Annotated in this window: 15 protein-coding genes; 3 read left to right on the top strand and 12 right to left on the bottom strand. The window is 55.3% G+C overall.

What is annotated here, in order from left to right; all coding sequences use genetic code 11:
• The first annotated feature begins 62 nt into the window (after positions 1 to 62).
• Together O1721_RS00645 and O1721_RS00640 are read left to right on the top strand one after the other, a co-directional pair.
• Positions 63 to 1394, top strand: coding sequence for an SLC5/6 family protein (locus O1721_RS00645; RefSeq protein ID WP_017693942.1), 1332 nt, complete (start codon positions 63 to 65; stop codon positions 1392 to 1394).
• Positions 1395 to 1414: 20 nt separating this feature from the next.
• A complete protein-coding gene (locus O1721_RS00640; RefSeq protein WP_032649629.1) occupies positions 1415 to 2719 on the top strand; it encodes an L-cysteine desulfidase family protein in 1305 nt (434 codons plus the stop codon).
• 80 nt (positions 2720 to 2799) lie between these two features.
• On the opposite strand, the gene O1721_RS00635 is transcribed toward O1721_RS00640, so the two are convergent.
• Entirely contained in the window at positions 2800 to 3501 is a 702-nt protein-coding gene (locus O1721_RS00635; RefSeq protein ID WP_017382430.1) for a pirin family protein, read from the bottom strand.
• Positions 3502 to 3605: 104 nt separating this feature from the next.
• Between O1721_RS00635 and yhaJ the strand changes: the two genes are divergently transcribed.
• Entirely contained in the window at positions 3606 to 4508 is a 903-nt protein-coding gene (yhaJ, locus tag O1721_RS00630; protein ID WP_003862655.1) for a DNA-binding transcriptional regulator YhaJ, read from the top strand.
• 38 nt (positions 4509 to 4546) lie between these two features.
• Here the strand turns inward: yhaJ and O1721_RS00625 are convergent, their stop codons facing one another.
• The 11 genes from O1721_RS00625 to O1721_RS00575 form a co-directional block, all read right to left on the bottom strand.
• The gene (locus O1721_RS00625; protein WP_015571946.1) at positions 4547 to 4912 is read right to left on the bottom strand and encodes a DUF805 domain-containing protein; all 366 of its coding nucleotides are present in this window, start codon (positions 4910 to 4912) and stop codon (positions 4547 to 4549) included.
• Between the two features lie 106 nt (positions 4913 to 5018).
• Positions 5019 to 6005, bottom strand: a complete 987-nt coding sequence (locus O1721_RS00620) for a glutathione S-transferase family protein (protein ID WP_017382429.1) — start codon at positions 6003 to 6005, stop codon at positions 5019 to 5021.
• Positions 6006 to 6077: 72 nt separating this feature from the next.
• Positions 6078 to 6470, bottom strand: coding sequence for a DoxX family protein (locus tag O1721_RS00615; protein ID WP_006812075.1), 393 nt, complete (start codon positions 6468 to 6470; stop codon positions 6078 to 6080).
• Positions 6471 to 6675: 205 nt separating this feature from the next.
• Positions 6676 to 6972, bottom strand: coding sequence for a YqjK-like family protein (locus O1721_RS00610; RefSeq protein ID WP_003862649.1), 297 nt, complete (start codon positions 6970 to 6972; stop codon positions 6676 to 6678).
• Entirely contained in the window at positions 6969 to 7367 is a 399-nt protein-coding gene (locus O1721_RS00605) for a phage holin family protein (protein WP_003862647.1), read from the bottom strand. Before O1721_RS00605 ends, O1721_RS00610 begins: the two co-directional genes overlap by 4 nt.
• 2 nt (positions 7368 to 7369) lie before the next feature.
• Entirely contained in the window at positions 7370 to 7675 is a 306-nt protein-coding gene (locus O1721_RS00600; RefSeq protein ID WP_003862645.1) for an ElaB/YgaM/YqjD family protein, read from the bottom strand.
• A 29-nt stretch (positions 7676 to 7704) separates the two neighbouring features.
• Positions 7705 to 8073 carry a DUF1090 domain-containing protein gene (locus O1721_RS00595; RefSeq protein ID WP_017382428.1) on the bottom strand — a complete coding sequence of 123 codons (369 nt, stop codon included), beginning with the start codon at positions 8071 to 8073 and terminating at the stop codon, positions 7705 to 7707.
• Positions 8074 to 8216: 143 nt separating this feature from the next.
• On the bottom strand, positions 8217 to 8600 hold the full coding sequence (gene mzrA / locus O1721_RS00590) for an EnvZ/OmpR regulon moderator MzrA (RefSeq protein ID WP_003862640.1): 384 nt from the start codon (positions 8598 to 8600) through the stop codon (positions 8217 to 8219).
• 2 nt (positions 8601 to 8602) lie between these two features.
• A complete protein-coding gene (gene yqjA, locus O1721_RS00585; RefSeq protein ID WP_003862638.1) occupies positions 8603 to 9265 on the bottom strand; it encodes a DedA family general envelope maintenance protein YqjA in 663 nt (220 codons plus the stop codon).
• A gap of 341 nt (positions 9266 to 9606) precedes the next feature.
• Complete coding sequence (exuR, locus tag O1721_RS00580; RefSeq protein ID WP_003862635.1) at positions 9607 to 10383, bottom strand: transcriptional regulator ExuR; 777 nt, start codon at positions 10381 to 10383, stop codon at positions 9607 to 9609.
• Positions 10384 to 10572: 189 nt separating this feature from the next.
• Positions 10573 to 11871, bottom strand: coding sequence for an MFS transporter (locus tag O1721_RS00575; protein WP_015571942.1), 1299 nt, complete (start codon positions 11869 to 11871; stop codon positions 10573 to 10575).
• Between the last annotated feature and the right edge of the window lie 177 nt (positions 11872 to 12048).

The raw sequence follows: 12048 nt of genomic DNA, 5'->3' as shown, positions 1-12048 counted from the left end.
ATCGCTGGCGATCGGAACCTTATAAAAACAACCAGTTACCCTACAAAATAAGCGAGTGCCCAATGAATATGGCAACAAACAGCAGTGTGATTGTGAGTGATTCCCCTGCGGCAAGGCGGGCGGGAATGAGCGAAAGCGAATGGCGAGAGGCGATCAAATTCGACAGCACCGATACGGGCTGGGTCATCATGAGTATCGGGATGGCTATCGGCGCGGGCATCGTTTTTCTTCCTGTGCAGGTCGGGTTAATGGGGCTGTGGGTGTTTTTACTCTCGTCGATAATTGGTTATCCGGCTATGTACCTGTTCCAGCGCCTGTTTATTAATACGCTGGCGGAATCACCGGAATGCAAAGATTACCCGAGCGTCATTAGCGGTTATTTAGGTAAAAACTGGGGCATCTTATTGGGTGCGCTTTATTTCGTGATGCTGGTGATCTGGATGTTTGTCTATTCCACGGCTATCACCAACGACAGCGCATCCTACCTACACACCTTCGGCGTAACCGACGGTTTGCTGTCGGAAAATCCGTTCTACGGCTTATTCCTGATCTGCATTCTGGTCGCCATTTCGTCGCGCGGTGAAAAACTGCTGTTTAAAGTCTCCAGCCTGATGGTGCTGACCAAATTATTTGTGGTGGCGGCGCTGGGGCTTTCGATGATTGGCCTCTGGCATTTAGCCAATGTCGGTATGCTGCCGCCGATGGGCCTGCTGATTAAAAACGCCATTATTACGCTGCCTTTCACCTTAACCTCCATTCTGTTTATTCAGACATTAAGCCCGATGGTGATTTCCTATCGTTCACGGGAAAAATCCGTTGAGGTGGCGCGTCATAAAGCGCTGCGGGCAATGAATATCGCCTTTGGCGTGCTGTTTGTGACGGTCTTTTTCTACGCGGTCTCCTTTACGCTGGCGATGGGGCACGACGAGGCGGTAAAAGCCTACGAGCAGAATATTTCCGCCCTGGCAATCGCAGCACAGTTCATCAGCGGTGACGGTGCGGGCTGGGTCAAAATCGTCAGCGTGATCCTCAACATTTTTGCCGTGATGACCGCGTTCTTTGGCGTCTATCTCGGCTTTCGTGAGGCGACGCAGGGCATCGTGATGAACATCCTGCGCCGCAAAATGCCGGCGGAGAAAATCAATGAAAGCACCGTCCAGCGCGGGATTATGCTGTTCGCTATCCTGCTGGCCTGGAGCGCGATTGTGTTAAACGCGCCGGTGCTGAGCTTCACCTCCATCTGTAGCCCTATTTTCGGGATGGTGGGCTGCTTAATTCCGGCGTGGCTGGTCTACAAAGTGCCCGCACTTCATAAATATAAAGGCGTATCGCTGGTGATTATTGTGATTACCGGGCTGCTGCTTTGTGTTTCTCCTTTCCTCGCCTTCTCATGAGGTTAAATAAGGTCGTAACGATGTCTGAGCAAATTAATCCTTTATGGAACCATTTTATTCGCGCTGTGCAGGAAGAGGTAAAGCCTGCGCTGGGCTGTACCGAACCCGTCTCGCTGGCGCTGGCGTGCGCGATGGCTGCCGGACAGCTTGACGGCGAGGTGACGCGTATCGAGGCGTGGGTATCGCCGAACCTGATGAAAAACGGGCTTGGCGTAACGGTGCCCGGCACCGGTATGGTCGGTTTACCCATCGCAGCCGCGCTGGGGGCGACAGGCGGTAATGCACACGCCGGGCTGGAGGTGTTGAAAGACGCGTCGGCCGAGGCGCTAACGCGCGCCAAAGCACTGCTGAACGCGGGTCTGGTGCAGGTGAAATTGCAGGAGCCGTGCGAGGAGATCCTCTATTCACGCGCCTGCGTTTACGTCGGTGAATCCTCGGCGATGGTGACCATCGCTGGCGGACACACTCGCGTGGTGGAGGTAGTTTGTCAGGGCGAAACGCGCTTCAGGCTTGACGATCGTCAGAGCCAGAACAACGACGATCCGCTGGCGGTGCTCTCGACCACCACGCTGTCGCAGATCCTTGAGTTTGTAGAGCAGGTGCCGTTCGACGCGATCCGCTTTATCCTCGATGCGGGGCGGCTGAACGATGCGCTCTCCCGCGAAGGTTTGCGTGGCAACTGGGGGCTGCATATTGGCGCGACGCTCGATAAACAGCGCGCACGCGGCTGGATGGCGCAGGATCTGGGATCAGACATTATTATCCGCACCAGCGCAGCCTCGGATGCCCGCATGGGAGGCGCGACGCTGCCGGCGATGAGCAACTCGGGTTCCGGGAATCAGGGCATCACCGCCACCATGCCGGTAGTGGTGGTGGCTGAGCACGTTCAGGCCGATGACGAACGGCTGGCGCGGGCGCTGATGCTCTCGCATCTGTCGGCTATCTATATCCACTACCAGCTTCCGCGCTTGTCCGCGTTGTGCGCGGCGACAACGGCCGGAATGGGGGCTGCGGCGGGGATGGCGTGGCTGATGGGCGGATCTTACCAGACCATTGCCATGGCGATCGGCAGTATGATCGGCGACGTGAGCGGGATGATCTGCGATGGGGCCTCTAACAGCTGCGCAATGAAGGTCTCGACCAGCGTCACCAGCGCCTGGAAAGCCGTGATGATGGCGCTGGATGATACTGCGGTGACGGGTAACGAGGGGATTGTGGCGCACGACGTGGAACAGTCTATCTCTAACCTGTGCGCCCTGGCGTGCCGCTCAATGCAGGCGACGGACCGGCAGATCATTGAGATTATGGCGAGTAAGGTGTTGTGATTTAATCCAACCCGTTACCCCTGACCCTAACCCTCTCCCATAGGGAGAGGGAACCGATCGAGCGAGGGGGCGTGTTGATCTTAAACCGGCAAATCAATCAGCAGCGCGCGCAGCGGCGTATCGGCAACCAGGGTGATATTCGCTTCGTCACGAATAAACGCCCCGTCACCGCAGGTGAGCGCTTCTTTCTCTTCCGTATGCGTGACCGCATGCACCGTTCCGTGAATGGACTGCAAATAGGCACGCGGGCCATGAAGCTGGAAGCTCGCCTGTTCACCTTTTTTCAGTTCGATATGGTGCAACCACACCTGCTGGCGCAACTGCAAGCTGCCTTTGCTGCCGTCTGGCGAGGCAATCAGCTGCTGTTTACCGCCCTTCAGATCGATTTTTTGCACCAGCGGATTTTCCCGCTCCGGACAGGCATCCAGCCACAGCTGCATGCGGGTCAGCGTTTTATCTTTGCTGAGGTTATGCTCGCTGTAGCTAATACCTGGCTGCGTGGAAATTAACAGCGCCTCGCCAGCCTTCGCCTGGACATGATTGCCCTCGCTATCGCGGTATTCTGCCTCGCCTTCCAGGATCAGGTTCAGGATATCGACTTTAGGGTACGTGCGCGGCTGGAAGGACGCGCCCGGGGCGAGCACTTCCTGATTCAATACGCGCAGTGAAGCGTAACCGAGGAGTTTAGGGTCAAAGTAGTGTCCAAAGGAAAAGGTGTAGCGGGCCTGCAACCAACCGAAATCGGCTTGTCCGCACTGTTTCGCTGTTCTTGTCGTAATCATAAACTTGACCTCTCTTTACACTAAATCAATGGTAAAGGTATGGACGCTGCATTGTTAGCCAGATATTCTGCCTGGTATGTTCAAATTTCCTGAATGAGAACGAGATGGCTAAAGAGAGAGCATTGACGCTTGAGGCGCTTCGCGTCATGGACGCGATTGACAGGCGCGGCAGCTTTGCCGCGGCGGCAGATGAACTGGGGCGCGTTCCGTCTGCCCTGAGCTACACCATGCAAAAGCTGGAAGAGGAGCTGGATGTTGTGCTCTTCGATCGCTCCGGTCATCGAACAAAATTCACCAACGTTGGGCGGATGCTGCTGGAGCGCGGCCGCGTATTGCTGGAAGCGGCGGATAAGCTGACGACCGATGCCGAAGCGCTGGCCCGCGGCTGGGAAACCCATCTGACGCTGGTGACCGAAGCGCTGGTGCCCACCGAGGCGCTGTTCCCGCTGGTGGACAGACTGGCCGCGAAAGCCAATACCCAGCTGTCGATCATCACCGAGGTGCTGGCCGGGGCGTGGGAGCGTCTTGAGACGGGCAGGGCGGATATCGTGATTGCGCCGGACATGCATTTCCGCTCATCTTCAGAAATCAATTCGCGCAAACTGTACAGCGTGATGAACGTCTACGTCGCCGCCCCGGATCACCCGATCCATCAGGAGCCGGAGCCGCTCTCTGAGGTCACGCGCGTGAAATACCGCGGCGTGGCGGTCGCGGATACCGCCCGAGAGCGCCCGGTGTTAACGGTACAGTTGCTGGATAAACAGCCGCGACTGACGGTAACGTCGCTGGAAGATAAGCGACAGGCACTCCTGGCGGGGCTGGGCGTGGCGACTATGCCGTATCCGTTTGTCGAAAAGGACATTGCAGAAGGGCGGCTGCGCGTCGTCAGCCCGGAATACACCAGCGAAGTGGATATCATTATGGCGTGGCGTCGCGACAGCATGGGCGAAGCCAAATCGTGGTGTTTGCGTGAAATTCCCAAGCTCTTTGCCCACCACAACAAATAAGCGTAGGCCCGGTAAGCGTATGCGCCACCGGGCAGAATTTACGCGCTTGCCTTAGGATCCGGACCAAAGCGGTTTTCGCCCGGCGTTCCGCTCTGACAGTTGAAAATCAAAATCACGATCCAGCCGATAAGCGGGATCAACAGCAACAGCAGCCACCACGCCGAACGATCGGTGTCGTGAAGACGACGAAACAGTACGGCCCATGATGGCAGCAGAACTAACACACCATAAATGGTGGTGAGAATGCCTTCACCCCCCTCGCGTTCCCAGCCGAGGATCTTGTCCACAATGCCCAGCACCATAATCAGGACGAAGTTCACCAGAACGAACATCCAGTACTCTTTACGGCGGGCACGGCCACCAAATCCAACGTAGTTGCGCAGTACTTTTAAATACCAGTCCATTTTTCCTTGCCTCTTAATCAGTCAATCACTTGTTTTCTAAGCGATCGAGGTAAGGATAGATGTATGCTGTGAATTAAAAAAGGGAATCAATTGATTCCCTAAATAATTATCCGAAACGCACGTCGCGCCCGTGCGGTTCATCCAGGTCCTGCCACGGGCCAATGGAGATAATGCCCGTTGGGTTGATGGTCTTATGACTGCGGAAATAGTGGGTGCGAATATGATCAAAATTGACCGTCTCCGCAATCCCCGGCATCTGATAGATGTCGCGCAGGAAACCGTGCAGGTTCAGGTAATCACTGATGCGATGCTTGTCGCACTTGAAGTGGGTGACATATACCGGATCAAAGCGGATCAGCGTCGTCCACAGGCGGATGTCTGCTTCGGTGAGGCGATCGCCCGCTAAATAACGATGCTGGCCGAGGATCTGCTCCAGGCGCTCCAGGGATCCAAACACGTTGCCGACCGCTTCGTCGTACGCTTCCTGACTGGTGGCAAAGCCCGCTTTGTAGACGCCGTTGTTAACGTTGTCGTAGATCCAGCCGTTCAGCTCGTCAATTTTCTCGCGCAGCTCAACCGGGTAGTAATCCCCGGCGCGGGCACCGTGCGCGTCAAACGCGGTATTGAACATGCGAATGATTTCAGCGGATTCATTGCTGACGATCGTCTGGTTTTTCTTGTCCCACAGCACAGGCACCGTTACGCGTCCGGTGTAGTGCGGATCGGCGCGCAGATAGAGCTGATACAGGAAATCGTGATGATAAAGCTCATCACCCGTCGCGGCCGGGAAGCCACTGTCGAACGTCCAGCCGTTTTCCAGCATCAGCGGGTTGACCACCGAAACCGGAATTAACGATTCGAGACCTTTAAGTTTGCGCACAATCAGCGTGCGGTGCGCCCACGGACAGGCGAGAGAAACATACAGATGATAACGATCTTTTTCCGCCGCAAAGCCCCCTTCGCCACTCGGGCCGGGTGCGCCGTCGGCGGTCAGCCAGTTACGGAAGGCCGAAACAGAGCGCTTAAAGCGTCCACCGGTGGATTTGGTGTCATACCAGACATCCTGCCAGACGCCGTCTACGAGTTGTCCCATTTTTTACTCCTCCGTCAGATAGCAAAAGCGAGGAGATGTCTCCTCGCTTTGAATGTAATCAGTATAGCCTGCTTACCACTTCTTATTCAGAAGACGGTCGATGCTGTAGGCGCCCGGACCCGTGATAGCCAGCAGCAGGAAGCCGCCCGCGATGGTCAGGTTTTTCATGAACATCAGGGAGTTCACGCCTTCCGCAAAGTTGCTGTGGAAGATGAACGCGGTCAGCAGGGTAAAGCCTGCGGTGAACAGCGCCGTAGTGCGGGTCAGGAAACCGAACAGCACTGCCAGGCCGCCGCCGAACTCAAGCAGAATGGTCAGTGGCAGCAGGAACCCCGGCACGCCCATCGCTTCCATATACTGCTGAGTACCCGCATAGCCGGTAATTTTGCCCCAGCCTGCGGTGATGAACAGAACAGGCATCAGAATACGCGCTACCAGTACACCAACATCTTCTAATTTTTTCATTTTACTCTCCAGGAAACCACATCAGCGGCTAAACGTTATTTGCTTGCAAATTCGGGTAGATACCGCGTCTTTGCTGTCGATGGAGAGGAGTGTAAACGGGGCGGATGGCAAATGTTAGCAAGGAAAACTGTTAATCTTCTTCAAAGATATTGAGTAAGGGAGGGGGTTTTGCCGGGTAAGGCGTAGCCGTCACCCGGCAAGAAGGCTAGCGCAACTGCTGTTGTCGCAGCGTGGTTTTCACCAGACGCCAGGCGCTCCAGGCGCCAAAGCCGCGGCGTGCCCAGCGGATCAGCATGTTAGGATGCCGAACCGACCAGATCGCCATCACGCTGCTGCCGACCAGCGCCCATGAGCGCAGGCTCAGGACCGTGTTCCAGCCACGGTCAAACCGATGCGTGGCTTCAACCCAGTCTCGACGGCTGGCAGACAAATCCAGCCGCTGCTGCTGGATTTGGCTCAACAGATACGCTTTCCGCTTTTGACGTTCGGCTTTGTCGCTCACGACTTATCATCCTCCAGCAGGGCGCGGTCGTTGGCCAGCTCCTGGCGCGTATGGCGCAGGAAGGTCGACGTGCGCGCTTTATGCAGGGTCCAGATACCGCCTATCAGCGCCGCCACCAGCAGAACCACGGTAGTCGCAATCATCGCGTTCAGACGATACTGTGGATCGATAGCCCAGATGATTAACACCATCAGGCTCATCAGACCAAACGCGGCAAAGAGCATCGTAAGCCCAAGCATGAGCAGCATCTGGAAGAGGTTGGCTTTCTCCTCTTCCAGCTCCACTACCGCAAGCCGGACGCGCGTTTCGGCAATCCCGACCAGCGTCGTAAGAATACGCTGGCCGATGCCGAGGACGTTTTTAGCAGGCCCTTGTGCGTGACGTGGATCTTCCATAATCAACGACGCGTCAGCAGGACACCCAGCACCACACCCACTGCGGCGCCAATACCTACACCCGTCCATGGATTATCACGTACATATTCGTCTGCGCGCGCTGCCGCTTCGCGGGTTTGTTTCGCCAGCGCGTCACCGGTTTCGCCCAGACGGTAACGGCTCTCTTTCAGTGCCTGCTCCGCTTTGCTGCGCAGTTTACTTACTTCTTCTTTCGATTTATCCGCAGAAGAGTTCAGCACCTCTTCCAGGGTGTCCGCCAGGGATTTCAGTTCAGCGCGCAGATTTTCTGAAGTTGTATCTTTTGACATGATTCTCTCCTGTTGAGATTTCCGTTAACTCAATAATCGCGAGCTTCCAGCGCTTTCAGTTCGTCCTGCGCCTCTTGCAACTTCCTCTCGCGCTTGGCAATTTTTTCCGCATCACCTTTCTCTTTCGCTTCCTGTAGGTCTTGACGGCGCTCGGCTATCTCGTCCTTCTGTTCAGCGATTTTTTCCTGATGATCGGCACGCAGCTTGCTGTCCGTACAGTTGTCTTTCACTTCGCTCAACGCTTTTTTCAGCCCGTCGATCCGGTGCTGATTGTTATGCTTTTCGGCATAACTGATTTCGCGTTGGATATCCTGTTCTTTCTCCTGACAAAGAGACATAGCGAAGGAAGCTGTGCTTAAAGAAAAAAGGGCCAGAGCCAGAGTGATGCGGTATTTCATTATAGAAACCTTCCATTGTGTTACGGCGTAAACCGTGTTCCAGAACTATGCGGAGAACATCTGAGGGGTGCTCCGCGTACTTAAGCATAGTAAGTAAACGGGAGTTTCACCAAAGTAGGTGAAAATATTCGGAATCTTAGTCGTTAACCAAATCGATGCGACGTGTCGCGTAACCGTGACATCCAGGAGGCTACGTGGCTGTCATCATCCTGTTGCGCAATGATGTAACCCTGCGGCAGCGTGCGGTCCAGCACGGCTTTCGCCGCGGCGCTTTGCGCACTGGAGTCAAATTTTATCAGCAGCACATCGTCTTGCGGCGTGATGCTCTTAAAGCGGATCCCGTTTGCGTCCAGATGATGCCAGATGGAAAAACCATCCGGCACGCTGGTTCCCTGGCTCACAGGACGGATAGCCAGCGTCGACTCCTGATGCTGTAGCGCAGACCACAGCAGGATAAGAGCGCTGAACATCATCAGCGCGACGATAGCGTAAGAGAAGCGGCGCAGCGCGAGCGGGGAGATGACCATCGTTAACCCCTGGCTCCGTATTTCTTCTTCCACAGTACGACCAGGGACCCGACCAGGCCAAACACCAGCAGAACGACGGGCAGCAGCATCAGGCAAGACATCAGCTGATCTTCATATTTCATAAAGACCGGCGTTTTACCCAGCGCGTAGCCGAGCGTGGTCAGGATCAGCACCCACAGCAAGCCGCTCATCCAGTTAAAGAACTGGAAGCGCGTACTGCTCAGGCCGGACAAGCCCGCAATGGTGGGCAGCAGGGTGCGTACGAATGCGATAAAGCGGCCGATCAGTAAGGCGGAAAGCCCATGCTTATGGAAAAGGTGGTGCGCTCGCTGGTGGTAATGGGCCGGAAGGTGCGAAAGCCAGTTCTGAACGATTCGCGTGTTACCCAGCCATCGCCCCTGAATGTAACTCACCCAGCAGCCCAGGCTGGCGGCAATGGTCAAAAGCAGGACCGTTTGCGGGAAAGCCATCGCCCCTTTTGCACAGAGCACCCCGACCAGCACCAGCAGGCTGTCGCCGGGTAAAAAGGCAGCAGGCAGCAGACCGTTCTCAAGGAACAGGATCATAAATAACACAAAGTAGAGCATGCCAATCATGGACGGGTTGGCCAGCGTTTCGAAATCCTGAGCCCAGAGGGCGTTCAGTAGTTGGGTCAAAAGTTCCATTCAGTGTTCCTGGAAATCGGTTAACGTCACGCCTGTCATTCGGGAAAACAGCACGGCGACATTGTTATGATTTCATTATGGTCGCTCGCGGACACATTGATGTGTGGCCAACACTGTTCCCTGTTAATTGGCTGGTTAGCAAGCACTAACTTACAAAATAACGAAGTGAATCCAATTGTAACAAAGCCCGACGTTCTGCGTCACAGAATTTGAGGGGAAACACGATTTTGGCGTAAGCCACGGAGGGGAGCGAGAAATTTTACAAAGGCTGACACTATAGAGGTTTTCTTACCCTGTCTGGCCGGAAGGCGCGGCGGTGCGCCTGCCAGCCGTTCGGGGGATTATTTTGCGAGATTGGTCGCGGTATCGAGGTGAACGACCGGATTATCGGCAAAAAGGTAGCGGTCAGCGTTAAATTCAAAGTCATCACTTGTTTCATTAAACAGCATCTGTTTGGTGTTCTCCAGGTGCTGCCACATTGCCAGTTTCGCCGCATGCGGATCTTTACGAATCAGAGCCTTAAGAATCTGGTCGTGGTCGTCACACCAGTTATCTACCGTGCGGGAATCAATGTGATCGTGTAATTTCTTCCAGTACGGGTTGTGAACGCGCTGAGTCCACATTTTTTCAACGATTGCCGCCAGCGCCGTGTTCTGAGTCGCAAGGGCGACCTGGACGTGGAATTGCAGGTCCCATTCGGAATCGCGGAAACATTTTTCTTTACGCGCGTGATCCTGGATTTCCATCAGCTTCATGATGTCCTGTTTGGTCACCTGCGTCGCAGCAAATTCCGCAATGTTGCTTTCAATCAGCTGGCGAGCCTGGAGAAGCTCAAACGGACCGTAGCTGGCAAACTCCAGACTTTCGTCCGGGGTGGGGGAGTGTTTCGCCTGGCTGGAAATCACATGAATGCCGGAACCTTTGCGTACCTCAACATATCCTTCCACTTCCAGCATGATGATGGCTTCGCGGACCACCGTACGGCTGACGCTTTTTTCATCCGCAATGAAACGCTCAGCGGGAAGTTTATCACCGACAAGATAGACCCCTTGCTCGATGCGATCTTTCAGCTCGGCGGCAAGTTGTTGATATAAACGACGTGATTCGGTGATTTCCATATGCGCTCCAGGCAGGGTACGGCGAATGATTTGTTATACCACTTTTGCGTGCCACTCTCCAGATTTCGCCATGAAAAAAGCCGCCCGGAGGCGGCTTTTGAGAAGATTTTGCCGGGTGGCGCTGCGCTTGCGCGGGCCTATGGGTTTTGTAGGCCGGGTAAGGCGTAGCCGCCACCCGGCACAACAACGCTAACTCTGCGTCGCCGGTCCCCCAAGGGACTCTTTCGCCAGTTCATCGGCGGATTTGCTCTTCAGCACCGTCCAGATAACCACCGCACCCATCAGGTCGAAGATAGCCAGTACCGCGAACAGCGGGCTGAAACCAATCGTATCTGCCAGCGCGCCGACCACCAGCGCAAACAGGGTACTTGCGGTCCAGGCGGCCATCCCGGTCAGGCCGTTGGCGGTAGCGACTTCGTTACGACCAAACACGTCGGACGAGAGCGTAATAAGCGCACCGGAAAGAGACTGGTGAGCAAAGCCCCCGATACACAGTAGGGCGATAGCCACGTAAGGGCTGGTGAACAGGCCGATCATGCCCGGGCCGATCATCAGCAAGGCGCCCATGGTGACCACCATCTTACGGGACACAATCAGGTTCACGCCAAACCAGCGCTGGAACAGCGGTGGCAGGTAGCCGCCGACGATACAGCCCAGGTCTGCAAACAGCATTGGCATCCAGGCGAACATCGCGATCTCTTTCAGGTTAAAGCCGTAAACTTTAAACATGAACAGCGGGATCCAGGCGTTAAACGTACCCCAGGCCGGTTCTGCCAGGAAGCGTGGCAGAGCGATACCCCAGAACTGACGGGTGCCCAGGATCTGCCAGACGGACATCTTTTTGCCGTTGTCGGTCTGATGCTGAGATTCCTGACCATTAATAATGTAGTCACGTTCTTCGTCAGACAGCTTTTTCTGATCGCGCGGGTGTTTATAGAAGATCAGCCACGCCATGGCCCAGGCAAAGCTCAGCACACCGGAGATGATGAACGCCATCTGCCAGCTGTGCATCACAATCGCCCACACCACCAGTGGCGGAGCAATCATCGCCCCGATGGAGGAGCCCACGTTGAAGTAACCGACAGCGATTGAACGCTCTTTTGCCGGGAACCATTCAGAGCTGGCTTTCAGTCCCGCGGGGATCATCGCTGCTTCGGCAGCACCTACCGCACCACGCGCCAGCGCCAGTCCGCCCCAGCTGCCGGCCAGCGCGGTCGCCCCACAGAAGACGGCCCAGGCTACAGCGAAGAAGGCATAACCAATTTTTGTACCCAGAATATCAAGAACATAACCTGCAACAGGCTGCATTACGGTGTAAGCGGCAGAGTAAGCCGCAATGATGTAAGAGTATTGCTGCGTGGAGATATGTAACTCTTCCATCAACGTTGGCGCCGCTGCTGCCACGGTGTTACGTGTCAGGTAGCCCAGCACGGTGCCGAGCGTCACCAGTGCGATCATGTACCAACGTAACCCTTTAATTTTACGCATGTAAAACCTCATCGTTATGTTATTTCCGTGTCGGGACACGGCAACAACTCAACCGTTGCCGGGAGTTGTTCTGTAACGGGAGGGGCGTAACCGGGAACCTGTCCCGGAACGGCCCGAACCTTGCCATAAGTAATCGTGCTAAGTCGGCTTCCGTACCGTTAAATCCGATGTATCAAA

Source organism: Enterobacter cloacae complex sp. HYC033_NIDB (assembly GCF_056673335.1).
Note: the sequence above shows the minus strand (reverse complement) of the source record. Positions and strands in the feature narration are given on the sequence as shown.

What these genes read in the sequence shown, in the direction of transcription:
- O1721_RS00600 (WP_003862645.1), bottom strand. Translation starts at nt 7,675, where the DNA reads ATGTCAAAAGATACAACTTCAGAAAATCTGCGCGCTGAACTGAAATCC.
- O1721_RS00645 (WP_017693942.1), top strand. Translation starts at nt 63, where the DNA reads ATGAATATGGCAACAAACAGCAGTGTGATTGTGAGTGATTCCCCTGCG.
- O1721_RS00640 (WP_032649629.1), top strand. Translation starts at nt 1,415, where the DNA reads ATGTCTGAGCAAATTAATCCTTTATGGAACCATTTTATTCGCGCTGTG.
- mzrA (WP_003862640.1), bottom strand. Translation starts at nt 8,600, where the DNA reads ATGGTCATCTCCCCGCTCGCGCTGCGCCGCTTCTCTTACGCTATCGTC.
- yhaJ (WP_003862655.1), top strand. Translation starts at nt 3,606, where the DNA reads ATGGCTAAAGAGAGAGCATTGACGCTTGAGGCGCTTCGCGTCATGGAC.
- O1721_RS00635 (WP_017382430.1), bottom strand. Translation starts at nt 3,501, where the DNA reads ATGATTACGACAAGAACAGCGAAACAGTGCGGACAAGCCGATTTCGGT.
- O1721_RS00595 (WP_017382428.1), bottom strand. Translation starts at nt 8,073, where the DNA reads ATGAAATACCGCATCACTCTGGCTCTGGCCCTTTTTTCTTTAAGCACA.
- yqjA (WP_003862638.1), bottom strand. Translation starts at nt 9,265, where the DNA reads ATGGAACTTTTGACCCAACTACTGAACGCCCTCTGGGCTCAGGATTTC.
- O1721_RS00575 (WP_015571942.1), bottom strand. Translation starts at nt 11,871, where the DNA reads ATGCGTAAAATTAAAGGGTTACGTTGGTACATGATCGCACTGGTGACG.
- O1721_RS00615 (WP_006812075.1), bottom strand. Translation starts at nt 6,470, where the DNA reads ATGAAAAAATTAGAAGATGTTGGTGTACTGGTAGCGCGTATTCTGATG.
- O1721_RS00620 (WP_017382429.1), bottom strand. Translation starts at nt 6,005, where the DNA reads ATGGGACAACTCGTAGACGGCGTCTGGCAGGATGTCTGGTATGACACC.
- O1721_RS00625 (WP_015571946.1), bottom strand. Translation starts at nt 4,912, where the DNA reads ATGGACTGGTATTTAAAAGTACTGCGCAACTACGTTGGATTTGGTGGC.
- exuR (WP_003862635.1), bottom strand. Translation starts at nt 10,383, where the DNA reads ATGGAAATCACCGAATCACGTCGTTTATATCAACAACTTGCCGCCGAG.
- O1721_RS00605 (WP_003862647.1), bottom strand. Translation starts at nt 7,367, where the DNA reads ATGGAAGATCCACGTCACGCACAAGGGCCTGCTAAAAACGTCCTCGGC.